Source organism: Mycolicibacterium bacteremicum (assembly GCF_002086115.1).
GTDB lineage: Bacteria > Actinomycetota > Actinomycetes > Mycobacteriales > Mycobacteriaceae > Mycobacterium > Mycobacterium bacteremicum.
In genome coordinates this window covers 38,469-65,215 of record NZ_MVHJ01000006.1, presented here as the reverse complement: position 1 = coordinate 65,215, position 26,747 = coordinate 38,469, and the positions used below count along the sequence as shown (strand labels likewise).

General features: G+C 66.2%; 26 protein-coding genes and 1 pseudogene. 16 read left to right on the top strand and 11 right to left on the bottom strand.

Going from position 1 to position 26,747, the window contains the following annotated elements:
• Positions 1-73 precede the first annotated feature (73 nt).
• The gene (locus BST17_RS08940) at positions 74-748 is read left to right on the top strand and encodes a GAF and ANTAR domain-containing protein (protein WP_083057237.1); all 675 of its coding nucleotides are present in this window, start codon (positions 74-76) and stop codon (positions 746-748) included.
• On the opposite strand, the gene BST17_RS08935 is transcribed toward BST17_RS08940, so the two are convergent.
• Genes BST17_RS08935 through BST17_RS08925 form a run of 3 tightly spaced genes read right to left on the bottom strand, consistent with a single transcriptional unit; the run spans position 745 to position 4,460 of the window.
• Complete coding sequence (locus BST17_RS08935; RefSeq protein WP_083057235.1) at positions 745-2,049, bottom strand: NtaA/DmoA family FMN-dependent monooxygenase; 1,305 nt, start codon at positions 2,047-2,049, stop codon at positions 745-747. The genes BST17_RS08940 and BST17_RS08935 overlap by 4 nt on opposite strands.
• 24 nt (positions 2,050-2,073) lie before the next feature.
• Positions 2,074-2,652, bottom strand: coding sequence for a TetR/AcrR family transcriptional regulator (locus BST17_RS08930; protein WP_165762250.1), 579 nt, complete (start codon positions 2,650-2,652; stop codon positions 2,074-2,076).
• Positions 2,649-4,460, bottom strand: coding sequence for a flavin-containing monooxygenase (locus BST17_RS08925; RefSeq protein ID WP_083057232.1), 1,812 nt, complete (start codon positions 4,458-4,460; stop codon positions 2,649-2,651). Before BST17_RS08925 ends, BST17_RS08930 begins: the two co-directional genes overlap by 4 nt.
• Positions 4,461-4,621: 161 nt before the next feature.
• On the opposite strand from BST17_RS08925, the gene BST17_RS08920 reads away from it, so the two are divergent.
• Entirely contained in the window at positions 4,622-6,007 is a 1,386-nt protein-coding gene (locus BST17_RS08920; protein WP_234807598.1) for an NAD(P)H-dependent amine dehydrogenase family protein, read from the top strand.
• Between the two features lie 57 nt (positions 6,008-6,064).
• Here BST17_RS08920 and BST17_RS08915 read toward each other — a convergent pair whose 3' ends face one another.
• Both BST17_RS08915 and BST17_RS08910 read right to left on the bottom strand, forming a co-directional pair.
• Positions 6,065-6,838: an HAD-IIA family hydrolase gene (locus BST17_RS08915; protein ID WP_083057231.1), complete on the bottom strand. Its 774-nt coding sequence runs from the start codon at positions 6,836-6,838 to the stop codon at positions 6,065-6,067.
• A gap of 90 nt (positions 6,839-6,928) precedes the next feature.
• A complete protein-coding gene (locus tag BST17_RS08910) occupies positions 6,929-8,404 on the bottom strand; it encodes an HNH endonuclease signature motif containing protein (RefSeq protein ID WP_165762249.1) in 1,476 nt (491 codons plus the stop codon).
• Between the two features lie 244 nt (positions 8,405-8,648).
• On the opposite strand from BST17_RS08910, the gene BST17_RS08905 reads away from it, so the two are divergent.
• Positions 8,649-9,764 (top strand): flavin-containing monooxygenase, encoded by a 1,116-nt coding sequence (locus BST17_RS08905; protein ID WP_234807597.1) that lies wholly within the window; start codon positions 8,649-8,651, stop codon positions 9,762-9,764.
• A 34-nt stretch (positions 9,765-9,798) separates the two neighbouring features.
• Entirely contained in the window at positions 9,799-10,467 is a 669-nt protein-coding gene (locus BST17_RS08900; RefSeq protein WP_234807596.1) for a class I SAM-dependent methyltransferase, read from the top strand.
• Positions 10,468-10,515: 48 nt separating this feature from the next.
• Here BST17_RS08900 and BST17_RS08895 read toward each other — a convergent pair whose 3' ends face one another.
• The gene (locus tag BST17_RS08895; RefSeq protein WP_083057224.1) at positions 10,516-10,836 is read right to left on the bottom strand and encodes an SDR family oxidoreductase; all 321 of its coding nucleotides are present in this window, start codon (positions 10,834-10,836) and stop codon (positions 10,516-10,518) included.
• A 45-nt stretch (positions 10,837-10,881) separates the two neighbouring features.
• On the opposite strand from BST17_RS08895, the gene BST17_RS08890 reads away from it, so the two are divergent.
• The 6 genes and pseudogenes from BST17_RS08890 (at position 10,882) to BST17_RS08870 (ending at position 14,068) form a co-directional block, all read left to right on the top strand.
• Positions 10,882-11,511, top strand: a complete 630-nt coding sequence (locus tag BST17_RS08890) for a UbiX family flavin prenyltransferase (RefSeq protein WP_264002187.1) — start codon at positions 10,882-10,884, stop codon at positions 11,509-11,511.
• 17 nt (positions 11,512-11,528) lie between these two features.
• Positions 11,529-11,720 (top strand): annotated as a pseudogene (locus tag BST17_RS29960) (hypothetical protein); the annotation flags it as partial.
• Positions 11,721-11,749: 29 nt separating this feature from the next.
• Positions 11,750-12,094 carry a UbiD family decarboxylase domain-containing protein gene (locus tag BST17_RS29855; protein WP_165762248.1) on the top strand — a complete coding sequence of 115 codons (345 nt, stop codon included), beginning with the start codon at positions 11,750-11,752 and terminating at the stop codon, positions 12,092-12,094.
• On the top strand, positions 12,091-13,053 hold the full coding sequence (locus BST17_RS08880; RefSeq protein WP_083057221.1) for a UbiD family decarboxylase: 963 nt from the start codon (positions 12,091-12,093) through the stop codon (positions 13,051-13,053). Before BST17_RS29855 ends, BST17_RS08880 begins: the two co-directional genes overlap by 4 nt.
• Before the next feature lie 36 nt (positions 13,054-13,089).
• Complete coding sequence (locus BST17_RS08875; protein WP_083057218.1) at positions 13,090-13,713, top strand: flavin reductase family protein; 624 nt, start codon at positions 13,090-13,092, stop codon at positions 13,711-13,713.
• Between the two features lie 97 nt (positions 13,714-13,810).
• On the top strand, positions 13,811-14,068 hold the full coding sequence (locus BST17_RS08870; protein ID WP_083057216.1) for a DUF3297 family protein: 258 nt from the start codon (positions 13,811-13,813) through the stop codon (positions 14,066-14,068).
• Between the two features lie 11 nt (positions 14,069-14,079).
• Here BST17_RS08870 and BST17_RS08865 read toward each other — a convergent pair whose 3' ends face one another.
• The gene (locus tag BST17_RS08865; RefSeq protein WP_407937739.1) at positions 14,080-14,793 is read right to left on the bottom strand and encodes a cutinase family protein; all 714 of its coding nucleotides are present in this window, start codon (positions 14,791-14,793) and stop codon (positions 14,080-14,082) included.
• Between the two features lie 142 nt (positions 14,794-14,935).
• Positions 14,936-15,766, bottom strand: coding sequence for a formate/nitrite transporter family protein (locus tag BST17_RS08860; RefSeq protein WP_083057213.1), 831 nt, complete (start codon positions 15,764-15,766; stop codon positions 14,936-14,938).
• 159 nt (positions 15,767-15,925) lie between these two features.
• Here BST17_RS08860 and BST17_RS08855 point away from each other — a divergent pair, with 159 nt between their 5' ends.
• Positions 15,926-16,678, top strand: a complete 753-nt coding sequence (locus tag BST17_RS08855) for a ZIP family metal transporter (RefSeq protein ID WP_083057212.1) — start codon at positions 15,926-15,928, stop codon at positions 16,676-16,678.
• 58 nt (positions 16,679-16,736) lie between these two features.
• Here the strand turns inward: BST17_RS08855 and BST17_RS08850 are convergent, their stop codons facing one another.
• Positions 16,737-16,997, bottom strand: a complete 261-nt coding sequence (locus BST17_RS08850; RefSeq protein ID WP_083057210.1) for a lipopolysaccharide assembly protein LapA domain-containing protein — start codon at positions 16,995-16,997, stop codon at positions 16,737-16,739.
• A 323-nt stretch (positions 16,998-17,320) separates the two neighbouring features.
• A complete protein-coding gene (locus BST17_RS08845; protein WP_234807595.1) occupies positions 17,321-18,007 on the bottom strand; it encodes an HAD family hydrolase in 687 nt (228 codons plus the stop codon).
• A 77-nt stretch (positions 18,008-18,084) separates the two neighbouring features.
• On the opposite strand from BST17_RS08845, the gene BST17_RS08840 reads away from it, so the two are divergent.
• The 4 genes from BST17_RS08840 to BST17_RS08825 all read left to right on the top strand — a co-directional run bounded on the left by BST17_RS08840 (position 18,085) and on the right by BST17_RS08825 (position 22,823).
• Positions 18,085-18,876, top strand: coding sequence for an SDR family NAD(P)-dependent oxidoreductase (locus tag BST17_RS08840; RefSeq protein ID WP_083057207.1), 792 nt, complete (start codon positions 18,085-18,087; stop codon positions 18,874-18,876).
• On the top strand, positions 18,873-20,501 hold the full coding sequence (locus BST17_RS08835) for a phytoene desaturase family protein (protein WP_083057206.1): 1,629 nt from the start codon (positions 18,873-18,875) through the stop codon (positions 20,499-20,501). Before BST17_RS08840 ends, BST17_RS08835 begins: the two co-directional genes overlap by 4 nt.
• A 211-nt stretch (positions 20,502-20,712) precedes the next feature.
• Positions 20,713-21,885, top strand: a complete 1,173-nt coding sequence (locus BST17_RS29250; protein ID WP_165762247.1) for an MEDS domain-containing protein — start codon at positions 20,713-20,715, stop codon at positions 21,883-21,885.
• A 362-nt stretch (positions 21,886-22,247) separates the two neighbouring features.
• Positions 22,248-22,823 carry a TetR-like C-terminal domain-containing protein gene (locus BST17_RS08825; RefSeq protein ID WP_234807594.1) on the top strand — a complete coding sequence of 192 codons (576 nt, stop codon included), beginning with the start codon at positions 22,248-22,250 and terminating at the stop codon, positions 22,821-22,823.
• 9 nt (positions 22,824-22,832) lie between these two features.
• On the opposite strand, the gene BST17_RS08820 is transcribed toward BST17_RS08825, so the two are convergent.
• The gene (locus BST17_RS08820; protein ID WP_133053521.1) at positions 22,833-24,257 is read right to left on the bottom strand and encodes a GGDEF domain-containing protein; all 1,425 of its coding nucleotides are present in this window, start codon (positions 24,255-24,257) and stop codon (positions 22,833-22,835) included.
• A gap of 114 nt (positions 24,258-24,371) precedes the next feature.
• Between BST17_RS08820 and BST17_RS08815 the strand changes: the two genes are divergently transcribed.
• Positions 24,372-26,732, top strand: coding sequence for a putative bifunctional diguanylate cyclase/phosphodiesterase (locus tag BST17_RS08815; RefSeq protein WP_165762246.1), 2,361 nt, complete (start codon positions 24,372-24,374; stop codon positions 26,730-26,732).
• Positions 26,733-26,747: the final 15 nt, after the last annotated feature.

Genomic DNA, 26,747 nt, shown 5'->3' with positions numbered 1-26,747 from the left:
TGAACAGGGAAAAGGTGCGGGTGGCGCATGAGTGGGGTAGCGAGTCGGTGCCCGGCGGGGCTACCGTCTGGCTATGGCCGATCAATTGCGTGATCTGGCCCAGCAATTGGCGGATCTGGCTGTCAAGATGCAGGACCAGGCCGATACGGAGACAACTCTGCACGCTGTCGTGGAAGGTGCCGTCAATCTGGTGCCGGGTGTTCGTTGGGCAGGTGTGTCGCTGGTGGACGGACGAACTGTGCAGGCGCGCGTCCCCAGCGACCCCATCGTGGAAAAACTCGACTCTCTGCAGGCCGAACTGGACGAGGGGCCGTGTCTGACGGCGCTGCGCGGGCACCGCACAGTGCGGGTCGACGATATGGCTTCCGACCGTCGGTGGCCGCGGTACTGCCCGGCGGCCGCCGCGCACGGAGCTCAGAGCATGGTGAGCCTTCAGCTGTCGATACAACGACAGAATCTCGGCGCGCTCAACCTGTGTGGCGGCGAGCCCGGGCTGTTCGCCGAGGACTCGATGTTCGTCGGCGGCCTCCTGGCCCAGCACGCTGCGGTGGCGTTGCACAACGCGCAGGCAGAGGAACAATTCGAGGCGGCGCTGGCCAGTAGGGATGGCATCGGACAGGCGAAGGGGATCCTCATGGAACGCCTCGGAGTCGACGCGGACGCCGCCTTCGGTCTCCTGGTCAAGTTGTCCCAGGATTCCAACGTCAAGCTCGTCGACGTTGCCCGCAAACTTGTCGCGGCGCCCTAGCGTCCGAACCGTTCGCGCAGCGGTTTCTCGTGCGGCGTGCTGCGGTAGATGCCGCGGTCGATCAGGCGTGGCACCACTTCGTCGATGAATTCTCGGATGGACTGCGCCCCGGCCGCGAACATCAGGTTGAATCCGCCGACGTTGCCGTCGCCGTGCCAGGCGGCGAAGTCATCGACAAGGTCGTCATAGCTGCCGACGAACTTGCGGTGGGTGGCACCGCCGCGACCGACCGCCTGGGCGACGACCTCGCGCACCGTGACGCCGGGGCGCTCGTGGATCCAGTTGTACAGCCCGACGTAATTGCCGAAGGTGCTCTTGATGGTTTTCTCGACATCGGCCGGGACCGGAAGCTGTGCGGTCGGGAATGCTTCGTTGATGTCATCGAAGGCCACCTCGATCCCGAACTGCCCCAACGCGAACGGGGCGATCGGCTCCCAGTTCACGTAGCTGTCGAGTTCGCGCAGCCGCTCGTCGGCTTCGGTGGCGGTGCGGGCGACGTACGGGATGAGGCCCGGGATGGCCGGCACCGAACCGGGGGTGCGGCCTTGCTCCATGAGGGCCTTGTCCAGGTTGGCCCGGTACTCGGCCGCACTGTCACGGGTGGATGAGTTGGTGAACACCATTTCGGCGTGCTTGGCCGCCACCCGCACACCTGCTCCGGATCCGCCGGCCTGGGCGATCAGCGGCCTGCCCTGCCGGCTGGGCGCGATGTTCAGCGCGCCTTCGACCTGAAAGAGGTTGCCCCGGTGGTTGATCGGATCGGCATAGAACCGGGTGAGGCCGTCGGCGTCGCGGCGCAGCGATCGGTTGTTCCACAGGGCGCGCAGCACCTGGAGGAACTCGTCGGCGCGATCGTAGCGGGCCTCCCGGTCCAGATGCCCGGTCAGGCTGTAGTTCAGCGCGAACTGGTCGATCACCGAGGTGACGGCGTTGTAACCGGCCCTGCCGTCGCTCGCCTGATCCAGTGAGGCCAGCAGGCGGGCCAGGTTGTACGGGTCGTAGAACGTGGTCGACGCGGTGGCGATCAGGCCGACGTGTCGGGTGTGTTGGGCGATCGCGGTCAGCGCGGTGATCGGTTCGGCGGGACCGCCGTCGAAGGCGGGGGAGCCGTTGAGGCCGGGGATGTCGCCGACGAACAGCGCGGTGAACAACCCTTCGTCGCCGAACGTGCCGTACTCGATGAGGCGTTCGAAGGTGCTGCGCTCCGGGATGGCTTGTGCCTGCTCGTATTTGTACGCGCCCTGGTGCAGGTTGATGTCGTTGGCAACCAGGTTCAGGTGCAGATATCGCTTGTCCGGCATGGCGTCTCCGTAGCTAGGTGCGCCTCAGCGCATGGTGGCGTGCAGGGCGTCGGTCATGGCGGTGATGGCGGCGTCGCGGTCCAAAGACCAGCCGTCGACCAACCACAGGTGCATGAAGGAGTCGACCATCGTGTACATCATCGCGATGGCCAGGCGCAGCTGATCCTCGGTGGCGCCGGGCATCGCACCGGTGCGAATCCACTCGCCGATGGTGTCCTCCATCGTGGCCCGGTGGGCCGCCGCGAACTCCGGGTCGGCCGCGCGGGCCTGGTGCAGGGCGGTGTAGAGCTCGGGCGCGGAGGTGTAGAAGTCGACGACCTTCTCGAAGAACGCGCGGATCGACGGGCGGCCGCGCGGCCCGCCTTTCGGTGCGTCCTGCCACTGCCAGAACGCCATCCGGGTGTCGCGCAGCTCGCGCAACACGGCGGCCTTGCTGTCGTAGTGCAGATAGAAGGTGGCTCGGCCGATGCCGGCGCGGCTGACGATGTCGTCGATGGTGACCGCGACGTAGCCGCGCTCGGCGAAGGCCTCCAGTGCGGCGGCCTGGATGTGCTCGCGGGTCAGCAGGCGGTGCCGGTCGCGCATGGTGAGCTTGGCGGTCATGCCAGTTCGACCCCGTCGAGCCGTCCCGCGGCGCGCCATTCGGCCAACATGTCGAAGAACTCCGTCGGTTTGCCGCCGAAGTTCGAGGACAGCATGCCGTGCGGATTGTCCTGCGCGCCTTCAGAGCTGAGATAGCTGGGGGTGCAGTCCTGGAAGAACGCCTTCGGGATGACCGTCGATTCGTCCATGGCGGCCAACCACTGCGACTCGGCCTCGGCGGTGGCCTCGATGGTCGCGGCGCCTCGTTGTGCCCATTGGCGGGCCAGGTAGGCGAAGTGGTGGGCCCGTTCCTCGGCGGTGTGGGTGTAGTTGGGCGAGACCCCGGACTGGGTGTAGCCGAGGAAGAAACAGTTGGGGAAGCCGTGGGTCTGCAGTCCGTGCAGGGTGCGCATGCCTTTGGCCCACTTGTCGCTCAGTCTCAGGTTGTCACGGCCGGTGATCTCGAAGCCGATGCGACGGGTGAATTCGGTGCCGACCTCGAATCCGGTCGCGAAGATCAGCGCGTCGAGTTCGTACTCGGTGTCGTCGACGACCGCGCCGGTGGTGGTGAAGCGTTCGACGCCGCGGCCGTCGGTGTCGACCAGAGTGACGTTGGCCCGGTTGAATGTCGGCAGGTAGTCGTCGTGATAGCCGGGTCGTTTGCACATCAGTTTGAACCAGGGCTTGAGCGCCTCGGCGGTGGCCGGATCGGTGACGATGGTGCTGATGCGGTGGCGCAGGCGTTCCATCACCTCGAAGTCGGCGCGGTAGAGGAACTCGGCGATCTCCCCGGGTGTCATATCCTGGCCGAGGCGTCGGGTTTCCCGGGCCACCGCGGGGTCGGTGAGTTCGAGCGCGTTGCGGGTCCAGCCGTCGTCGGTGAGGTCGAGGTCCATCTCGACACCGCAGGTGACGCGGGTGAAGTTCTCCATCCGCTCGCGCTGCCAGCCCGGGGACAGGTTCTGCGCCCAATCGGGATCGGTGGGGCGGTTGTCGCGTTCGGCGACGGTGCTGGGGGTGCGTTGAAAGACGTAGAGATGCTGTGCGTTTCGCCCCAGGTGCGGGATGCACTGCAGTCCGGTGGCGCCGGTGCCGATGATGCCGACCCGTTTGTCGCGCAGTCTGGTCAGGCCGCCGGATTCATCACCGCCGGTGTAGGTGTAGTCCCAGCGGCTGGTGTGGAAGGTGTGGCCGGCGAACTCGTCGATGCCGGGAATGCCGGGTAGCTTCGGGCGGGTCAGCGAGCCGGGGGAGACGGCGACCAGGTTGGCGGTCAGCTGGTCGTGCCGATCGGTCGTGACGTGCCAGTGTTTGGCGTCGTCGTTCCACGTCATGCCGGTGACGGTGGTCTGCAGCAGTGCGTTGCGGTACAGGTCGTAATGGCGGGCGATGGCCTGCAGGTGATGTCGGATCTCCGGGGCGTGGGCGTAGCGCTCGCTGGGGATGTAGTTCATTTCTTCGAGCAGTGGCAGGTAGATGTATGACTCGATATCGCACTGGGCGCCGGGGTAGCGGTTCCAGTACCAGGTGCCGCCGAAGTCACCGGCGGTGTCGACCATGCGGATGTCGTCGATCCCGCTCTCGCGAAGGCGGGCCGCGGCGATCAGGCTGCCGAGGCCGCCGCCGATGATGAGGACCGTGGTGTGGTCTGTTTGTGGCTCCCGCTCGACGCGTTCGGTGTAGGGGTCATCGGCGTAGTGCGAGAAGTCGGCGGTGACCTCGATGTATTGATCGACGCCGGCGGCTCTGAGCCGTTTCACGCGCTCGGCGTCGTACTTGGCGCGTACCCAGGCGGCGTCGTACTCCGGTGGCTGCGGGCCCGGTGACATCGCTGGCGCTCCCAACTCGCTGGACGGTGTGTCCAGTGAACGTATGGAGTGTCATGTTTACAGAGTATGCCAGTCTTGTAAAGGTCTAGGGGTAGGCTCCGCGTTGTGTGCAACCAGCGGCGTGGTTGCCACCCCGGACACCTCGACCCCTGGAGTGCTCAGTGACCGATACCCCGATCCGCCTGGTGCAATGGACCACCGGCAACATCTCGCGTGAGGCGGTGAAGGGCATTCTGGAGCGCCCCGGCCTGGAGCTCGTCGGCGTATACGCCTACAGCGCCGACAAGGTGGGCAGGGACCTCGGAGAGTTGTGCGGACTCGACCGCAGACTCGGTGTCTCGGCCACCGATAGCATCGAGGAGATCCTCGCGCTGAAGCCGGACTGCGTTGTCTACATGCCGTTGCACCCCGACATCGACCATCTGGTGACGCTGCTTCGCGCCGGCATCAATGTGGCGACGACGGCACACTTCATGACCGGGCGCGCATATGGCGAGGAGAGTCGCGCGCGGATCGAGGCCGCGGCCATCGAGGGTGGCGCCAGCATGTTCGGCAGCGGCGTGAACCCCGGATACGTGCAGTATCTGGCGTCGATCGCGACCAACGTGTGCCGTACTGCCAACTACGTGAGCATTCTCGAGTCTTTTGATATCGGGCCGTGGGCCGGGGATGCGAACCAGGACGAGCTCGGGTGGGGGCGTCCGGCCGGGGATGCGAACCACGCAGCGGATATCGCGCATGCCACCATCCCGTTCGGGGACACCTGCGAGGCGCTGGCCGAGCTGCTGGGTCTGTCGCTGGACGGTATTCGCTGCGATGTCGATTTCGCCTATGCGGCTAAGGATCTCGACATTCCGGGGCGTGATGTTCGCGCCGGCACCGTCGCTGGTATCTACGCCCGCTGGATCGGATCGGTCGGCGGGTTGGACGTGCTCGAGACCGCGGTGAAGTGGACGATCACCCCTGACCTGACGCCCGCATGGGATATTGCGATGGCTTACGAAATCGAGGTTCGCGGCCACCCCAACGTCACCCTGAAGGCCGGGGTGCTTCCGGAGTTCGGTTCGATGACCATGGACGAGATGGTCGGCATCGGTTCGGTGATCACGGCCATGCCGGTCGTCAACGCGATCCCGGCGGTCGTCGCCGCGCGGCCGGGCATCATCGGCTATTCCGACCTTCCCGCGGTCGCGACCCGGCTGGTGCCGGCTCCGCCGCCCGTGCCGGCTGCCGAGGTGCCCCCGCCCTCGCGCGCGCACTTCACGCGCGAGTCCACGCTGCAGGATCTCGCCGCCTCACGGGTGGGGCGGTTGCTCAACCGCGTCGTGGCCAGGCAGGCCAGGAAGACGGCCACCAATGACCGTGAGGTGGCGATGTTCGTCGGCATGGCCGCCTATCAGAGCGTTGCGCAGATGGTCGTGATGAGCGACGGCAAGATGTCCTGGTCGGTCGCGGACTCGATCATCGACCTGGCGAACGGTCAGCCCCATCGGATCGCCGGGCGGGCCATCGCCGCAACCCGGAAGCGTTGGCGGGCAACCCGTTAGAGGATCCGGCCGCGTCGACCTGTCCGCGCCGCGTGCCGGCGGGCGATGTGCCGCGACTCAGACGAGGTCTATCGCGTCGGCGATCGACGGGAGAACCCGGCTGGGCCGGAATGGGTATTTGTCGATGTCCTCCACCGAGGTCGACCCGGTGAGCACGAGGATTGTTTCCAAGCCTGCTTCGATGCCTGCGACCACATCGGTGTCCATCCGATCACCGACCATCACGGTGCTCTCTGAATGTGCTTCGATCCGGTTGAGCGCACTACGGAACATCATCGGGTTGGGTTTGCCGACGAAGTAGGGCTGCCGGTTTGTCGCCTTGGTGATCATCGCCGCGACCGAACCGGTGGCGGGCAGCGGGCCCTCGGCTGACGGGCCGGTGACGTCCGGGTTGGTGGCGATGAACCGAGCGCCCCCGAGGATGAGGCGGATCGCTTTCGTGATGGCCTCGAAGGAGTATGTGCGCGTCTCGCCCAACACGACAAAGTCCGGCTCCACGTCGGTCATGGTGTAGCCGGCCTCGTGCAGCGCGGTGGTCAAGCCGGCTTCGCCGATCACGTAGGCCGAACCGTTGGCCAACTGATCGGTCAGGAAGGCAGCGGTGGCCATGGCGGAGGTCCAGATTACGTGTTCGGGGACGTCGAGACCTGTTCTGGCGAGGCGCGCGGCGAGATCACGCGGGGTGTAGATCGAGTTGTTCGTCAGGACGAGAAACGGCCGTTCCTTGGCGGTGAGTCGCTGCAGGAACTCGGCCGCCCCTGGCAGCGCACGCTCTTCGTGCACCAGAACGCCGTCCATGTCGGTGAGCCAACACTGAGCCTCGGATCGCACGTGTTCAGTGTGCCACTTCGGCGCAGCGGCATGTCCCGACCGACATGCTGACAGGCCCCGGGGACAAGATTTCGTCGCGACGCGCCGTCGCTATGGAGGAAGATCGTCTTCCGGGGGTCCGAGGAGACGTTCGGGGTGGTGCAGGTCATTGAGGTGCGCTCGGCCGGTGGTGGGGTCGATCCATTCGAATCGGCCGTCTGCGCGGCGCCGGGTGGTCCAGCCGGTGTCCTCGATCATCTGGTTGGCGGGGCTGCAGGCCAGGGTCAGGTCGTCGACGTTGGTCTTACCGTCGTGCTTCCAGTCCGCCACGCCGTGGTGGGCCTGGGTGTCGTAGAAGGCCGCGTCGCAGCCGGGACAGGTGCAGCCGCGCTCGCGGCCGAACAACATCAATTTCTGCGCCCCGGTGGCACAACGCTGAGCCCGCCCGAGGTGCAGGGCCATGGACGTGTGGCCGTCGAACACGGCCAGGTAGTGGTACGCCCCGGCGGCGGCCATCGCGATCAGATCGCGCATCGGGAGCAGAGAGCCGCCGCCGGTGACCGCGTAGCCGGCGCCGGCTTGCAGTTCCTGCAAGGTCGTGGTGACCACCACGGTGGTCGGTAATCCGTTGAGCCGGCCCAGGGTCTGGGATCGCAGCAGCAGGTCGAAGGCGGCTTCGACGGCGTCGTGGAGGTACTGAGACTTGGTGCGCCACTGCGGATCCAGCAGCGGGGTGGGCGCTGGTGCAGGCGTGCTCTCGGCAAGTGGAGTGCGTGAATCACCCTGACCGGTAGCGTCATCAGGCTCGGACTCGGTCGCCGGCACGGTCCCAGGTTCGGGTTCGTCGTGCAGCGGGAGTTCCACGGGCTCGGATTCGGGCTCGCGTGCGGGGTGGCGGCCCCGTTCGGCGAATTTGGCGAGGATGGGTTCGATCATGGCTCGCAGTTTTGGGGTGATCCAGCCGGAGAGGTAACTCAGGCCGTCGGGTTGTTGGGCGCCCAGGTGTAAGCCGGCTTTGCGGGCGGCGGCGTCGGCGGGTTCGTCTCCGTCTGGATGCAGCAGTGCCAGTAGGCGGATCGCCAGGACGGTCAACGAGTGTGGGTCGAGGTCGGCGGCGGCTTCGACAAGGGAGTGTTCGGCCTGGGAGCGGGTGATCGGATCCACCGTGGCCGGCAAGGCGTTGAAGAACTTGCGGATCACCTCGACGTGCTCGTCGCCGAAGGTGCCGCGGGTCAGTGCTGCGGCGACGTGCTCCCATTCGGGTGCCATGTCCTGCCCCTGTAGTGTTCGCCGCGGCGCCAGTTGTGTGGCGCGGGTGAGGAGTTTCAGGGCGCGGCCCTTGCTCATTCGGGTGCGCAGGCTCAGCAGTTTCGTCCAGGAGGTCGCACCCAACTCGACCGGACCGGCCTCGCGTTGCAGGCGAGCCAGGATCGCGTACTCGACCATCGGTACTCGGTGGGTCGTCGCCTCGACATCGGCGAACGCGGCAATCAGGTCGCGGTGCGAACAGGCGTCGACATCGGCAGCCAGCAGCGCGTCCACACTCTTGGTGTAGGCGGCGACCGCAGCTGCCAGATCCGATGTCATAATTCGAACATACGTGCTACTACCGACAATTTCGGCTGCCATGTGACTGGTGAAACCAAAGGGGCAGAACTTATTCCATCGCTACAGGTTGATCGCCGGCCGGCACCGAGATGGCCTCTTGTCGGCCGAGCCGCCAAGGATGGTTTGGAGATCGGGAGTCGACGGGAATGGATGTCCCGTGCCGGGAGAGACGCAAGGAATGGACCGAGCGCGGGCGACGAAAGGGGCCGAGGAGCAAACCGTCGTGATCGGCGCGGGCCCGTGCGGCATGGCCGTGGCCCGACAGCTGCGCCACCTACACGGGATCGACGCACTGGTGTTCGACCGCGCACCCGAACCGGTGTCATCGTGGCGGCGCTTTCATGATGACTTCCGGCTGAACACCTGCGCCTACTGGTCGCACCTACCCGGTCAACACATCCCCAGCCGCCACGGGCGGTGGCCATCGCGCGACGCCATGGTCGACTACTTCGATGATTACGCGCGACGGCAGGGGCTGCGCCTTCGATTGGGCGCGGCGGTCGAGCGCATCGACCGCGACGCGGCGGGCTGGCGCCTGACCGTCGATGGCGAAAGTATCACTGCGGCAACGGTTGTGGTGGCAACCGGGAACTACCACACGCCGCGCACGCCGTCATGGCCCGGGACGCAGGACTACACCGGTGAACTGCTGCACTCGGTGGACTATCACCGAACCGGCCCGTTCGTCGGACACGATGTCCTGGTAGTGGGTTCGGGTAATTCGGCCACCGACATCGCCGTGCGCCTCAGCGACGCCGGTGCACGCCGAGTGCGGATGTCGGTGCGCACACCGCCGCATCTGGTGCCGCGTGCGATTGCCGGTGTCCCCGTCGACCTGTTCAGTGACGCCTTCGATCGACTGCCCGTGGCGGTGCTCGACCGTGCCGCGGCGATGATGCGTGCTCTGTGGTGGGGCGATTTGCAAGAGGACGGCCTGCCGGCGCCACGCAAGGGGATCTATCGCGCGTTGCTCGATGACACCCGCATCCCGACCCTCGGCGACGACCTGGTGCCGCGGGTCGAGGACGGCCGCATCGAGGTGGTCGCGGCCGTCGCGTCATTCGACGCTGACAGCGTCCTGTTGGCCGACGGGACGTCGGTGCGTCCCGACGTGGTCATCGCCGCCACGGGCTACACCAAGGGCCTGGACGACATGGTCGGCCACCTCGGTGTGCTCGACGCCGACGGGGATCCGATGAGCAACGGAACCCCTAGCGCAGCAACGGGATTGTGGTTCGCCGGGTACGAGGAGCCGCTCGTCGGGCCGCTGCGGTCCTTCCGCCGCGGTGCGTCGGGACTGGCGGGTGCGGTGGCAGGGTATCTGAAGAATCCGGCCTGACCGGCCCAGCGGGATTCGTACTATCGTCATCTTCGTGCCCGTGGGACCAAGTCAACAGCCCGTTGACCTCGACGCCGTTCGCGACTCCTATGACCGTGTGGCCGACAACTACGTCGAGATGGTGACCACCACGGGAGTCGGGGACATCCGGACCCATCCGTGGCTCAGAGCCGCCGTGGACGCATTTGCGGACGTTGTTGCACCGATCGGTCCTGTCCTTGACGTCGGCTGCGGTCCGGGGACGGTGACCGCGTATCTTGCTGAGCGCGACATCGACGTGTCCGGAATCGATCTGTCTCCACGGATGATCGATCATGCACGGCGATTGCATCCTCAGTGCACGTTCAGGGTCGGCTCGGCGACCGACCTCGATCTGCGCCCGGCATCGCTCGGCGGGATCCTGGGCTGGTGGTCTCTGTTCAACCTGCCGCGCCACATCCTGCCGACGGTCCTGTCCTCGTTCGCCGCGGCGCTACGACCGGGTGGTCAGCTGATCATCGCCACCCATGTCGGTGACGACGATGTCGTACGCACCGAGGCCTACAACGGCGTGCCGGTCACATGGACGACCTACCAGTGGCAGCCGGACCAACTCATCGCCTTGTTACAGCAGGCGGGATTGCGGACCGTGGCCGACCTCCGCCTCGCTGCGGACCAGATCAGCGGACCCGCCAGCGTTCTCGTCGCACAACGCGACAACTGAAGATCCGGGTTCGACTGACGACCACGCTCCTTTCGCCGACAGCCTGCGTCATTTCCGTGTCCGCGAATCCGCGTCAGACTTGGCTCCGCCCGACCCGTGCACGTTCCCCGCCGACTCCTCGGTGGGCTCTGAACTGAAGGATGTTGCCTGCAACAGCGGAATGATGATCGCGTCGAACACCTTGGGCAACAGCCGATAGGCCGCGATCGCGGGACGGTTGATCCAGCCGATCTGGCGCTCGGTGGAGTGCCGTCGGGTGGTGGCCGCGACGATGGCCTTGGCGATGGTGGCCGGCGCATCGGCGGTGGGCGCGACGCGCGGGGTGCGGCCCAGGTAGTTGCCTGCGGTGCCGTACACCTCGGTGTCCACCGGGCCCGGGTAGATGCCGTGGATGCGGATGCCACCCTGACGCCTGTGAACAAACGGGTCATCATCGGTATGTCCGGCGCCAGCGGCATCGCCTATGGCATAAGGATTTTGGAAGTCCTACGCGACCAACCCGGAATCGAAACCCATCTGGTGATGTCACCGGCGGCCAAACGCACGCTGGCCGTCGAAACGGATACCACCGTCCACGCGGTCGGCCAACTAGCCGACGTGGTTCACAGCAGCAAGGACATCGGCGCTTCCATCTCCTCGGGATCGTTTCGCGCGCACGCCATGGTCATCGCTCCGTGCTCGATCAAGACGGCCGCCGGTATCGCCACCTCATATTCGGACAATCTGCTCGTCCGTGCTGCCGACGTCACCCTCAAGGAGCGACGCCGATTGGTGCTGCTGGTACGCGAAACACCGCTGCACCTGGGTCATCTGCGGCTGCTCACCCAACTCGCCGAGACAGGCGCTGTCATCATGCCCGCGACCCCGGCGTTCTACCACCAACCGGCATCGATCCAGGACCTCGTCGACCAGACCGTCAACCGCGTACTGGACCTCGCCGATATCGAACTGAGCCGGGACCTGTTCCCGCGGTGGACCGGCGAGCCGCCCGCCGCCGAATCGGTTGCCGCCGAACACCATCTGCACCTCGCCGCCCGCGGCTGACACACCGAGGACACCACATGAACATAAGCATCGATCGCACCAAGATCCCGCGCAGCTATCGCGATTACCTGGCCGTGATGAAAGACATGGGTGAACTCGTGGAGATCAACGACGAGGTCGATTGGAATCTGGAGATGGGGGCCATCTTCCGGCATGCCGCCGAAACATGCGCGCCCATGCCGATGTTCAATGTCGTCAAAGACGCCGCGCCCGGATTCCCCGCGCCGCCGATTGGGGCATGGGCAAGAGCGCTCACCCCGGCCAGCCCTTCCGTCGGTTGGCCGTCATGCTGGGTCTCCCGCCGGAGACGCCGCTCATGCAGATCCAAGCGGCATATATCGAGGCCAAGGAGAACGGTACGGCGCATCCACCCCGAATCCTCGACCGCGCGGACGCGCCGTGCAAGCAGAACATGTGGGTCGGCGACCAGATCGACCTCAACAAGATCCCCGCGCCGCTTGCGCACGACGGGGACGGCGGGCGTTATCTGCAGACCGCAGGGCTGAACATCACCCAGACCCCGGACGGCCGCTGGACCAACTGGTCGACCAACCGCGCGGTCTCCTCGACGCCCAGACCATGACCGGTCAGTGGTGGCCCAAGCAGCACAACGGGATGATCTGGCAGATGTGGCGGGAGCAGAAGCGCGACATGCCCTGGGCGTGCGCGCTGGGAGTGAGCCCCGTCGCCTCGACGCAGGCCGCATCCCGCATCCCGGCTTGGGTCGACGAATACGACGTGGCCAGTGCCCTGATGAACGAGCCACTCGACATGGTCAAATGCGAGACCAGTGACATCCTGGTGCCTGCCGACGCCGAGATCATCATCGAAGGTGTCGTCGAGTACGGCACCGGGGAACCTGAGGGCCCCTTCGGCGAATATCCCGGTTACCTACCCGACGACATCACGATCTTCCCCCGCCAGAAGGTCACCTGCGTGACCTACCGGGACAATCCGGTTCTCCCGATGTCGATCCCCGGCGTGCCCATCGACAACTGCCACATCAGCATGGGTTTCTTCATCTCATCGGATTCGGTTGTCGCTCTGCGTGATGCCGGTCTGCCCGTCATCGACGGTATGTATCTCTTCGAATCGGCCATCCTGTGGTTCGTCGTCCGGGTGCCGACAGACTGGCATGACCGCACCGGATGGACCCTCGACGAATTCATGAACCGCATCGGCAACACCTTCTGGACTCAGCACGTCGGCGATACCGTCACCAAGATCCTGGTTGTCGGTGAGGACATCGACCCCTCCGACGTGCAGCAGGTCGTATGGGCGTTCGCCTCACGCAATCACCCCACCTACACCACCTACTTCTTTCCCGAACTGCACGCCTTCGGTGACGGAATCGAGTCCTACCATTTGGCAAGGGAACTCGCCGAGGACCGCGGAACCTCGCTCGTGATCTACGCGTGCCTCGAAAACGCCGACCGCGTCGGCCGACCGCAGAAGCGCGTCATGTCCTTCGATCGGAATTACCCCGCTCCGGTGAAACGGAAGGTCCTGGACAACTGGCAACGGTGGGGATTCACCTCATGATCCGGCCGCAACACGTTCCGGTCCACAGGATCTGACATGGCCGGATCCGACGCTCACTTTTACCGGCCCGTGGACGGGACCGGTCTGCCGCACGATCCGTTCAACGCCATCGTCGGACCTCGACCCATCGGTTGGGTATCAACCCACGATACCGACGGCATCCGGAACCTGGCACCGTACAGTTTTTTCACGGCCATGAACTACCGGCCACCCATCATCGGGTTCTCCTCCATCGGATGGAAGGACTCGGTGGCCAACATTCACGCCACCGGCGTGTTCGTGTGGAATTTGGCCACCCGACCACTGGCCGCGCAGATGAACGAGACAGCAGCAACCATTCCTGCGGATCAGGATGAGTTCGAACGGTCCGGACTCACACCGGTGCCCTCGACGGAAATCTCTGCGCCGCGGGTACTTGAGAGTCCGGTGAACTTCGAATGCCGCTTGAGCCAACTCATCCAACTGACGGGTGCCGACGGTGAGCCAGTCCAAACCTGGCTGGTGCTGGGCCAAGTCGTCGCTGTCCACATCGATCGGCGCTGCCTGATCGACGGTGTGTACGACACCGCAGGCACCCGCCCGATACTCCGCGCCGGTGGCCCGGCCAACTACATCGATGTCGGACCCGAGGCGGTCTTCGCGATGACGAGGCCGGCCTGAACCGCGACGTAGCGGACTGCCCCGACGTTCGCAAACGCGGCGTCGCGTAGATTACCTGGCAATCAGAATCGCAACACCGCACCGAACGAAAGTCATCATGCCCGAGGACCAGAACCCAGACGTTCCACCCAATCACCTCTCGATCGATCCGCGCAGCGCGTTCTATGACGAGGAGATCCTCGTCCGCGGTGTCGGCATCCTTGTCAACGGCGTGGAGAAGACCAACGTTCACGAATACGACGTGGCCGAGGGTTGGGTGCGCGTCGAGGTCCCGACCGCCAAGGATCGCCGGGGAAACCCCATGGTGGTCAAGATCAGCGGCACGGTCGAACCCTTCTTCCGCTCCACCGAATAGCGCCGCGCCGCCTATTCGGCCGTTCCGGTCAACCTGCCCGCCACATAGTCAGCCGCCTGGTCGGTGAGGCCTCGCGCGGTGTACGCGCCATGCGCGCCGTGGTCGCTGCCGGTGGGGGAGCAGACCGGGTCCTCCGGTATGCACTCGTCGAGGGTCTTGTCGGCGTAGCGTGTGCCGACCGTGATCGGTGGCGCACCGGTGTGGATCATCTGCAGAAACCCGCTCGAGGGCTTGCCGAACAACACCACGGCGGCGATGCGGTCGGCCACCGTGTCGTCCATCGGCCCGGTGATGGTGGGCGGCAGCGGATATCCCTCGGGCAGAGCATCCGCGGTGAGGTAGGCCGCGACCGCAGCGCCCTGGGAGTACCCGCCGATCACGACGTCGGTGTCGGGACACTGGGCGACCGTGGCCAAGACCTTGTTGCTGGCGTCGGCCACGCCGTCAGCTGCGGTGGCGAAGTCCAGCGACGCAGGATAGTTGACGGCGTACACGTCGACCGATCGGTCAACGGCGCGGGCGCGCACCGCGTCGGCGAACGCCTGTCCGGTGGATCCGACCCCGGGTGCTTCGAATGTGCCTCGGGCAAAGACCATTTGGACATCCGGGCACGGATCGGCCGATGCCGGGCCGGCAGCAACGACGCCCGCGGCCACCGGCGCCAGCGCCAGGACGCAGGTGGCCGACATGGCGATCCGACGGGTGAATCGCTTCGAATGTGTCATCACAACCCCCAACCACTTCGCAGCCGACCAGGCGATGTCGGGTCAGGTCGGCAACATTTGCGAACTCAACGAACTTGTGACGATGAGTCAACCAAACAGTACCTAGTTTGGCTAAAGATTGTGAGCTGAGACACCCGAGAACCTAGCGCTGCGCCCCGCCGGTCTCGGCCTCCGCGCGCTCCTCCTTGATCCGGTCCTTGCTGCGCAGGAGGCGAAGCAGGGTCACCAGGCCCAGGCCGCCGACGACGTTACCGACGATCACGTAGCCGAACCAGCCGAGCCAGTCGAGGTACCCGAATGGTGCGGTGCCGGTGGCGATGGCGCCGAAGATCAACAGCGAGTCCAGGATCGAGTGGAACATCTGCAGGCCGGCGAGCAGGAATGCGCCGCCCACGGCCGCGGCGATCTTGCCGAACATCGAGTCGGTGCCGTGTTGCATCCGCGTCATCAATGTGATGGCCATCCCGCCGAGCAGGGACAACGCCACCGTCTGCACCGACACCGGCGCGGTGACATAGTGGCCGGCGGACTCCACCGCCTTCTCGTGCAGCTTGGGGAACGCCAGCATGATCAGCCACATCAACACCCAGCCGCCGGCCAGGTTGGCCGCCAGTGTCCCGCTCCAGAGTTTGAGCAGCTGCCGGATACTCGCGCGCTTGGCGGCCACCGTGGTGATCGGGATCAGGAACCCTTCGGTGAAGAGCTCGCTGCGGCCGAGTAGCAGCGCCAGGAACCCGATGGAGAATGCCACGCCGGCCAACAACTGGTTGCCGGTGGCCTGCAGCACAGCCAGATAAGCCAGCACCCCCATCGCGACCTCCGTGCCACCGAAGAAACCGGTAACCAGCACCTCGCGCCAACTGCGGTGCAGACGTTGGGTGCCCTCGTCGACCATCCTGTTGAAGGCATCTTCCAGCTCGTCCTCGATCGGGCTGCCGGAGCTGCCCAGGTCGCGCTGACTCGTCGGGCTCATGGATATCCTCCGCATCGGTGCAGGTAGACCGGCGGGGTACCCGACCAGCGGGTTTCGAAGCAACGCGCTGCGGCTTTCCTGGGAGTCCCGCGTGGATCGTTTGACACAGCCGGACCGGGGTAGCTAGCTGCCGGCGAGGGCGTGTGAAAGGGGTGTTCGGTGCCAGGATGGCTGGAAGCGGGTTGGTGGGGTCTTGTCGCGGGGGCCGCCCTCGTGGTGGGCGCAGCCATCGCGTGGTTCGTGCCGGTGCCGGCCCGGGTCACCGCCGGCATCATGGCTTTTGGTGCGGGCGTGCTCATTTCGGCGCTGTCATTCGATCTCATGGACGAGGCCGAGCGCACCGGCGGCCTCGCCGCCACAGCGACCGGCTTCCTCGCCGGTGCCGTCTGCTATGTGGCAGCCAATGCCGTGCTCGCCCGGCGGGGTGCCCGGCACCGGAAACGCTCAGCAGGCCGTCAGCCGACCGAACAGGCCACCAAGGGTTCCGGTGCCGCGATCGCCATCGGCGCTCTGCTGGACGGCATCCCGGAATCGGTGGTGCTCGGGGTCTCGCTCATCGGTGGTGCCGGCGTCGGCGTCCCCGTCCTGGCGGCGGTGTTCATCTCGAACCTGCCCGAAGGACTGTCGAGCGCGGCCGGCATGAAGGGCGCCGGACGCAGCGCCACGTATGTGTTCGGTGTCTGGGGCGGGATCGCCGTGCTCAGCGGCATCGCGGCGATGGTCGGCTATCTGACCCTCGACGGCGCGTCGCCATTCGTTATCGCGGTCATCACCGCGATCGCCGCCGGTGCGATCCTGGCAATGATCGCCGACACGATGGTGCCCGAGGCATTCGAACGGACGCACATCCTGACCGGACTCATCACCACGCTCGGGTTCCTGGCGGCGTTCGCCATCGAGCGGGCCGCCTGAGAACTCCGCACAGGGAGGCGGTCCGAAAACCGCCTCCCGTCCAGAGTTCACGCATGCGTCAGCGGACCGCGCGCCGTACCCGAAATGCCGCGCTGACGATCAGCGCGATGACGGCACCGACGCCCGCGGCGCCGAGCAGCCAGACACCCTGGGCCAGTTCGAAATTCCATCCGATGAAGTTGACGTTGGTGTGAACGGTGTTCTGCAGTGCGAAGATTGCAAGTGCCAGCACCAGGACGAGCGCCACGGTGAGGCCGATCTTGGTGGCGAGGCCGCCGGAGCGACGGCTGGGGACGTGGTCGGTGGTCGGGATGGTCATGACGGTGCTCCTCTTGTGTCGTTTTCGGTCGATGTTGGGGCGTCAGGCGCTCAGCGCCGACGTTGCTGCTTCTTGGCGCGCCGCTCGCGGATCTTGTGCTTGACGACGCCCCACGTGACGCGACCCAGCCCCTCGAACAGGCGACTCGCTATACCTCGGTTCTTGCTCATGAGTGTGCTACGCCCTCCTTTCTGCGATCCGTTACCTGTTAGACGTTTGCGGAAGGCGAAAGCGCACGCTCGCAGGTACGTGATGTGTCACACGTAGTCGGGACGTTTGAATTCGCGCGGACATCACGACCGCCGCGGGTAGAAAGTCGGGGCTCAGCGCAATGCGAGCAGGTGCTGGATCGGGCTGTCCCCGAGGTGAGTCCCCAGATCCAGCACGTCATCGAACACGACGGCGGCGCCGGCCGCCTCCAGCTCGCCACGGGATACGCCGCCGCTGAGCACACCGATGCAGGTGACGCCCGCGGCCACGCTGGCCTTGGCGTCCCACACCGCATCACCGACGAAGACGGCACGGTCGGCGGTGACATCGGCGCGCGCCAAGGCGATCTCGACGATATCGGGTTCGGGTTTTGCGGTCTCCACATCCTTCGAGGAGGTGACAGTGGAGATCACGTCCTCCCGGTCGAGCACCTTGCGTAGCGTGGCGAGCTCGTCCTCGGGGGCCGAGGTGGCCAGCACGACCTGCAGCCCCAGCGCATCGATGCGGTCCAGGATCTCCCGCCCGCCCGGCAGCGGCGACAGCAGCGGCGTGGTCTCTGCGTAGTAGCGCGTGTGCAGATCCTTGAGCTCGGCCCTGGTGTCCTCGTCGGCCTCGGCCGCCAACGTCTCCAGCAGCTTCTGACCGTCCATCCCGATGCAGCGGTGAATCCGCCAGGTCTGCACCGGGACGCTCAGCTCCTTGAATGCGCGGTGCCATGCGTGCACGTGCAGGTAGTTCGAGTCGACCAGGGTGCCGTCGACGTCGAACAGTACGGCGGGTGAACGCGGGTCCTCAGGCACGCCCGCAGTCATGCCCGCTTGGCCCGCGGGCAAAACCGGTCCTGTTTGACCGCTCCGGCTACGGGTAGCTCCGAGGAATGACTGAGGGTCAATTGGCGGTGGTGACGGGTGCGTCGAGCGGGATCGGCGCCGAGCTGGCCGGTCTGTTCGCCGCCGATGGGTACGACCTGGTGATCGTCGCCGACGAGCCTGAGATTGCCGAGACAGCACGTCATTTGGCCCGCTCCGGAACCACGGTGACGCCGGTTCAGGTCGACCTGCGGGTGCCCGAATCCGTCGACCGGGTCTACCGCACCGTCGTCGAGGACGGTCGGGTGCCGGCGGCGGTGGCCCTCAACGCCGGCATGGTCCGCGCCGGCTCGTTCGTCGACGGTGACCTGCAGACCGACCTGGGAATCATCGATCTCAACGTGCGCTCAACCGTGCACCTGGCCAAGCTGATGTTGCGCGATATGGTCGCCCATGGCAGCGGCAAGCTGTTGTTCACCTCGTCGCTCGTGGCGATGATGCCGGGCTCTTACCAGTCGATGTACAACGCGTCGAAGTCGTTCGTCCAGTCCTTCGCCGAGGCAATGCGTGATGAGATGCGCGGGACCGGGGTCACCGTCACGGCTTTGATGCCCGGACCGACCGACACGGCGCTGTTCGGCCGCGCCGGCATGACGGACACGCTGCTGGCCCGGATGCCGTTCAAGGACGATCCGGCCGATACCGCGAAGCAGGGATATGACGCGATGATGCGCGGTGACCAGAAGGTGGTGGCGTCCTCGGCGACGAGCAAGCTGACCGGGGCGGTACTCGGAGTACTACCCGACTCGGTGAAGGCCGCAATGAACCGCGTGATCGCCAAACCGTTCGGTGACCGGTGAGCACCCGACCGGCCGGCAGCGTCGATGCGGTCGTGATCGGCGCCGGCCACAACGGGCTGGTGGCTGCGGCACTGCTCGCCGACGCCGGGTGGGACGTGCTGGTGCTCGACGCGCAGGCCGAGCCCGGTGGTGCGGTCAAGAGCGCGGAGTTGATGCCCGGTTACATCAGTGACCTCTACAGCGCGTTCTATCCGCTGTCGGTGGCCTCGCCGGCCCTGCGGGAACTGCACCTCGAAGACCATGGGCTGCGGTGGACGCACGCGCCCGCCGTGGTCGGCCATGCCCGCAACGCGACCGACGACGACGCCGCGGTCATCTACCGCGACATCGACCGCACCGCACTCGAATTGGATCGCTGCCACCGCGGTGATGGGCAGCGCTGGTGCGAGCTGTTCGAGCAGTGGCAGCGCATCAAGGCGCCACTGCTCGACACCCTCTTCGCGCCGTTTCCACCGGTGCGCGGTCCGGCCGGGCTGCTCCGTGGACTCGGTACTGCCGAGGCCCTGCGCCTGCTACATCTGCTGCTGTTGCCCGCCGGCGTGATGGCCGAGCACCTGTTCGGCGGTGAGGCTGCCCGCTTGCTGCTGTTGGGTAATGCCATGCACGCCGATGTTCCCATCGATGCGCCCGCGAGCGGCGTGATGGGCTTCCTGCTCACCATGCTGGCGCAGGACGGCGGTTTCCCTGTTCCGGTGGGTGGGGCCGGTCAGCTTGCCGCGGCAATGGTGCGCCGGGCCGAATCGGCCGGGGCCCGTGTCGAGTGCGGTCGAGCGGTCACCGCGATCGAGGTCAGCGGCGACCGTGCGACCGCCGTGCGGACCGCCGACGGCGCCACGATCCGGTGCAGGCGCGCGGTGATCGCTGATACCTCGGCGCCGCAGCTCTACCAACATCTACTGCCGTCAGATGCGCTGCCCACCGCGTTGCGTCGCGGTCTGGACCGGTTCGTCTGGGACACCCCGGTCCTCAAGATCAACTACGCGCTCGACGCCGCGATCCCGTGGCGGTCGACGAACCTCGGTGGGGCCGGCACGGTGCACCTCGGCGCCGACCACGACGGGTTGATCCGCTGGATGGCCGATCTGAACACGAGAACCGTGCCGCAGCGCCCGTTCATGCTGTTCGGCCAGATGACCACCGCGGACCCCAGCAGGTCGGCGCCGGGTACCGAAAGTGCCTGGGCCTACACGCATCTACCGCGCGGTCGGGCCGACGACGACTCCGCCGAGCGGCTTGCCGAACACGTCGACCGTGTCCTGGAGGAGCACGCCCCAGGTTTCACCGGCCACATCGTCGGCAAAACGACGCAGCGCCCGTCGGATCTGGAACGCGGCGATGTGAATCTGTACACCGGTGCCGTCAACGGCGGCACCTCGCAACTGTTCCAGCAACTGATCTTTCGGCCGGCACCCGGACTGGGACGCGCCGAGACACCGCTGCAGAATGTGTTCCTCGGTAGCGCCGGAGCGTCACCGGGCGGCGGTGTACACGGTGTCTGCGGGCGCAATGCCGCCCGCGCGGCCCTGGCGGCCGACGGCGCCCGCGGCTGGCCGCGTCGCCAGATCAATCGCGCCGTCTCGCGGCTGTTGCTCCAGGAGCGCAATCGCCATGTCCGGCCGGGCTAGGGCATGGCGAAACCGAATCGCAGCGGCATGCACTACCGGCGTTGGACTTTCGGGAATATTCTGTTCTGCAGGCAAACCTGTTGCCGCTGACGGGCCGGCTCCCATCGAAGAACGGTCGTTGACTCGTTGCATCGGCGGGCGCAGATTGGTTGACGCGATGAACAGACGACAGATCTCCGCTCGGTCCGGCTCTCCCCGTCAGGAGCAGTCGATGACTCCGCCGGGCCGCAGGCACGGAGTCCTGGACTCCGCGGCCGGGCTGGTGCCGTTCGGACATCTGGGCTGGGGATACCGCCGCCGCCGGGACTTCGCGCAGCGCGCCAATGAGTACCTGACCGACGGTCTACGTCACGGGCAACGCGTCGTGTATGTGGGCGCCGGCACGGTAGACACCCTGAACGAGGAAGTCGATGGGTTGCGTCGGCACATGCCCGTCGATGTCGCCGACGGTTGGGTCGAGGTCATCCCGGTCGACGAGTTCTACGTGTTCGAACGGGGTAGCGACGTGGTGGACCCGGACGCGTCGGTGCTGGCCCGGGTGGCGGCCACCGAGCAGGCGCTCGCCCAAGGCTTCACCGGATTCCGAGCGGTGGTCGATGTCACCGCGGTGGCCCGCACCGAGCGTCAGCGCGAGTCCTTTTCGATGTTCGAGTTGCTGATCGATCAGCAGATGGCGCGGCTGCCGGTGTCGGCGTTGTGCGCCTATGACGTCAGCGCCCTGGGCGCTGCCGCCGACAAGCTCATGTGTCTGCACCCCTACGTCAATGCCGGCTCCGTGCCGATTCGGGTCTACACCGGCATCGGTGCCGACCTCACCGTCAGCGGCCATCTTCAATCCCACGCCCGCCACGATGTGATCGACGTGTTGCGGGACGCGTGGCGACGCAGTGGCCGGCCGGAAATCACGGTCGATGCTCGTGCCGCGGGCGGTGACGGCCACACAGCGGTCCACGCGCTGACCGAGCTTGAGGCAGCGGCAGCCTTCGACGGCGTGTTCGTCACCCTGTGGACTGCGCAGGCGGGGGCGGCCGCCCTCGCCGACCGACTGGGTTTGAACCACGTTCGCATCGATGTGGTTCCGGAGACCGGAGAAGACATCGCGGTCGAGCATCTACATGCCCGTATTGCGCAGCTGACCAATCGGATGGCCGGAGCTCCGGCCATCGAGCAAGCCAAAGGCATGCTCATGCTGACCTTCGAGTTGAGTGATGACGCGGCATTCGCACTGCTTCGGCAGCTCTCGCAGGACAACAACGTGGTGTTGCGGGAGGTCGCCGAACGTGTCGTGGCAGCCTTCCTGTCCCATGGGCCGCGCCCGGGTCGCGACGTCGCGACCGAGTTCCTCCGCGGGGTGCGCGATGAACTGCGGAATTTGCCCCGGTGACCGGTCTCGTCGAATCTGACGATTCTGAGAAGGGGGGTGGGCGGACACATTCGTTCCTACCGCGAGGCCGGTGCGGCGGAGTAGTGTGACGCACGCGGCGGACATGGTGGACGGCTGCTTTCACTCCAATGCAAGGCGACATCAGCGGACGCAGCCGCGGTGTTAAACAGTCAGCACCGACCAAGAAGTCGCCGCCCCGGCCATCACAGCGCGAGCGGCGCAGAGATACCGGCCATTCGTTCGTCTTCCGGCTACGGCCGTCCCTGGCGCGAAATGTGGGATCGACTCATAGTGGAGCGAGTAATCGGGTCGCACTGCTGCTGGAGCTGCGCGACACACTCGGGCGAAAGGTCCTGTGAACGGTGAGTGCGAGCGACAGTTGTCAGGCCACGGCGCCGCTGGACCGGGACCGGGTGCTCGCCGCCGTGCGCGACGAGCTGGCGCGGTGGGGTATCGACCGGTTCGACACGGCGACCATGGTCGTCCGGCACGGGTGGGATCTCGCCGCCGTCACCGAAGCGTGGCCAAGTCCTGACGAACTGATACTGGAGGCGCTGACCACACGCCCCGACGATGCGCCGGACGCGCCCGACACCGGGTCGCTCGCCGAAGACCTCTACGTTCTGGCGGCCTCGATGGTTGCGCTGGTGTCCGAGCAGGAGAGCCGCAGACTGCACAGTGCCCATCTGATCGAAGACCCCGGGATCTCCAACATTGAGATACGGCGAGCAGCGTGGCGGGCTCGTGCCGACCGGATGCGGGTGATCTTCGAGCGGGCCCATGACCGTGGCGAGCTCGGCGACGACGTCGACTACGACGCCACGCTGCAGCTGGTCTTCGCCCCGATCAACATGCGCATCCTCTATACCGGCGAGCCGGTGGATGACGACTACTGTCGCAACCTGGCGGCGATGGTGTCGCGCGCGGTGTCCCGGTAGCTCCCCGCGTCAAGGCTGCGAACATCCCGGGATGTCCACGGCGGTGGCGGTGGTCGCGAGGTGCACCCGATTTCCGCCGCGGCGCTTGGCGTCGTACATTGCGCCGTCGGCCGATTCGACAAGGTGATCGATGCCGGCCGGCCATAGGAGGGATGTGGCCGGCGTGACGGCGATGCCGATGCTGGCGGTGACGCCGTCGCAGGACCGGTGGATGGCCCGGCACAATCGAGTGGCCGCGTCGGCGACGTCGGCGGTGGGTGAGTGGTAGGCGATGAGGAACTCTTCTCCGCCGGCCCGGCACACTGCGGCTTCGCTCGGTGCGTGCGTACGCAGCAGCTCGGCCACCATGCGCAGCACATCGTCGCCGGCGGCGTGGCCGCGGCTGTCGTTGAGACCCTTGAAATCGTCGAGGTCGATCATCATGACGACCAGATGTCCCGTTGTGTGCGACGACCGGGGACCGGCCATACTGCGGCCCAGCGTGGCGTCGAACCCGGCCCGGTTGAGAAGTCCGGTCAGCGCATCGTGTTCCGCGCGGATCGCGTACTGACGCATCGCATGCGCGAGGGCACGAACGCTGAGTGGTAGGACGATCGTGATCAGCCACCCGAGCCAGAACACCGCGAGCGCGGTTGCCAGATCGATCTCACCCGCGATCTGATGCCCGATTACTGCGTACACGGCGACGGCTACCACAGTATTGGCCAAAAGTGCTGCCGCACTGTGGAAAAAGGCGATGTAGGCGCCGGTCACCGCCAAGACCATGCCGGTGACCGCCGCCAACATGGTGCTGGACTGGGAGAGACTCCACCCTGCGGCGCATACGGTGCCGGTCAATGCGCAACACAGGGACACCTGACGGGTCGGCCACCAGAAGATCCACACGACGGTCAGTGCCAGTGCCAGCGCGGCGCCGCAGATCCCGATCGCGACGACGGCGGCTGATGCGGATGGCCGCAGCAGCGTGGACAGCGGCGCCAACGCCGAGGATGCGGTGACGACCACCATGATCACCCGCATCCGTGGCAGTAGGCCGCGCTGGACGATATAGGCCGACACCCAATCGAAATGGTCAGGTTCGCGTAACCATCCCAGCGAATTCGCCACCGCGTGCCCTCCGATGCCGCCGCGCACCTGCCCATGCACCGCAAGGCTCACGTTAACGCACCAGATCGTCGGTGGTGGAGGTCGGCCAGCAAACGCAAGGATCCACGGCCGTAGTGGGAGCGCGTCGCGACGGGCATGACATAACCGGGGTGCATGAGCAACGAGCAGAGCCGGATTCGCGGGTGCGGCCGTAAATTCGGTCCGGTCGCGTGTGTCGGGGCATTCGGCGAGCCGATCGTCCCACTTGTTCGCATTGCGGACAGCAGGTGCGATAACACGAATTTTCATTCGCCGACCTGGGGTTGTCAGCTTTTTTTGAAGCTTCAAACAGCGCGAATGCAGCGTCGGTCAACTTGCCGGGATTTGCTGTACTCACGTATTGTCGGCGCTGGTGTGAATAACTGCAGTAGGTCGGGGGACCATCTGCCGGGGGGAAGAACAATGTCGCGGACAGCGATGGTCGGCGTGCTCGCCGCTACCGCAGGACTGTGGGTGACATTCGCCGCCTGGCTGATCTGGCAATGGGGCGGCCCGGACGTGACGGGTCCGGTCGCAGACTTCGGATCGGTCGTCATCGGCGCAGCCGGCACCCTGTGCAACCTGATCGCCCGGCGTGCTCTCCGCACCTCCGATGCTCGGCGTACGGCAGCTCTGTTGGCCGTGGCATTGGCCTGCTGGACCGCGGGCGACCTGGCGTGGGCATTCTCGGCGCAGGTGTTCGGCCGCGCTCCGTTCCCGTCCGTTGCCGATATCGGCTACCTGCTGTTCTACGTGGCCCTGTGTGCCGCGCTGTTGACGTTGCCGGCGGCGGCATCGGTGCATCTGCAGGCGCGATTGATACTCGACGGAGTCATCGTGGCCGGGTCGTTGTTCGTCATCCTCTGGGCGGCGGGTCTGGCAGATCTTGCGCACCGGGCGGACGGTCGCGGGTGGGCGTTCGCCATCTCACTCGCCTACCCCTTGGCGGACCTGGTCCTGCTGACCATCGCGCTGCTGATCGTGTCGGCCGCACCGGTGCGGCGCCGGGCGGTACCGGCCGGCATCACGATGGCCGTCGTCATGTACACGGTTGCCGACGGCGCCTTCGTGTATCTGGACGTGCACGGGGGTTATCTGAGCGGGGTATGGGTCGACATCGTCTGGGCTGCCGGACTGTCGGCGTTGGGTGTCATCACTGTGATCGCGCTACGACATGAGCACGAATCGTCGCCCGCCACGACCGAACCATCGCGCTGGACGCTGTGGATGCCCTACGTGCCGTTGACGTTCGCGACCATCTGCGTGGCCATCAGCCCGGCGTCGATGGCGATGCTGGTCGCGGCGCTGGCCGTGGTCGCTGCCATAGCCGGACGGCAGTTCCTGGTGGCGGACGAGAACCGGCGTCTGATGAAAACCCTTGCAGAGCAGGCGCGTCGCGATCCCCTGACCGGGCTGGTCAATCGCTTCATGTTCCGTGGGCTGCTGGCCAGTGCGCTGTTGGTCGCCCGGCGCAGCGGGCGTCCCGTCGCGGTGCTCTCGATCGATCTGGACGACTTCAAGTCGATCAATGATTCACTCGGGCACGCCGCCGGTGACACCGTCCTGATGGCCGTCGCGCGGCGGCTGGGACAAAGCGTCGATCCCGAGGTGGTGGTCGCTCGACTCGGTGGTGACGAGTTCGCGGTGCTGGTCGTGGATCCGGACCGCATGTTGGACGGCGTCATCAGCCGCATCGTCGACAGTTTCAACGACCCGTTCCCCGCCGACGGCCACGATGTCCTGGTGCGGGCGAGCATCGGGGTGACCACCGCCGATCATGTTGAGGCAGCCGATGCCGACGACGTCCTCAAACACGCCGATATCGCCATGTATTCGGCGAAACGCAACGGCGGGGGAGTACGGCGGTACGCGGCCGACATGCAGCGCGCCGAGCACGAGCGCATCGACGGTGATCGCTTCATCCAGCGGCGTCGGCGCACCGGTAACCGGCACCTCGCCGCCCAGCTCCGGCACGCCATCGGACACGGTGAACTGGGTGTGTTGTACCAACCCCAGGTGCGGGTGGCCACCGGTCAGGTGTCCGCGGTGGAAGTCCTTGTCCGATGGAACCATCCGGAACGCGGGATCCTGCGTCCCGACGAGTTCCTCCCGCTGGCGCGCCACAACGACCTGATGGGCGCCCTCACCGATGAGGTACTGCGGATGGCGGTCGCCGATGTGGCCGACTGGCAGGGGCACGGACTGCATATGCCCTTTGCCGTCAACCTGTTCCCGCCATCTCTGGGTGATCACCGGCTGCCCGAGCATGTCGCTGCGATCCTGGCCGCCGGCGAACTGGACGGCAGTCGGCTGACCATAGAGATCACCGAGGACGTGCTGCTGGCCAATGAACCCGCGGCCCGCGAAGTACTGGGTATGTTGCGGGACAAGGGAACCCGGGTCGCCATCGATGATTTCGGCAGCGGCTACGCGGGTCTTCAGTATCTGCGCACGCTACCGGTGGACGAGGTCAAACTCGATCGTCACCTCATCGCGCCGATGACCACCGATCAGCGCGCTGACGCGATCGTCGCCGCCATGATCGGCCTGTCACACAGCCTGGGGTTGAACTGTGTCGCCGAGGGCGTGGAAGATGCTGCCGTCGTCGAGCGACTTGAGGCCCTGGGTTGCGATGTGATGCAGGGATATATCTGCGGGCCGCCGGTGACGGCGCAGCACTTTCTGCACGCCCATCGCCCACACCTCGCGGCCCGCGAGAACACCCCAGCCGAAGCCGACCTGTCGCCGCACTACGTACCGCCCCCGGCGCGGCAGGCCACCTGACCGAACGGGACGCTA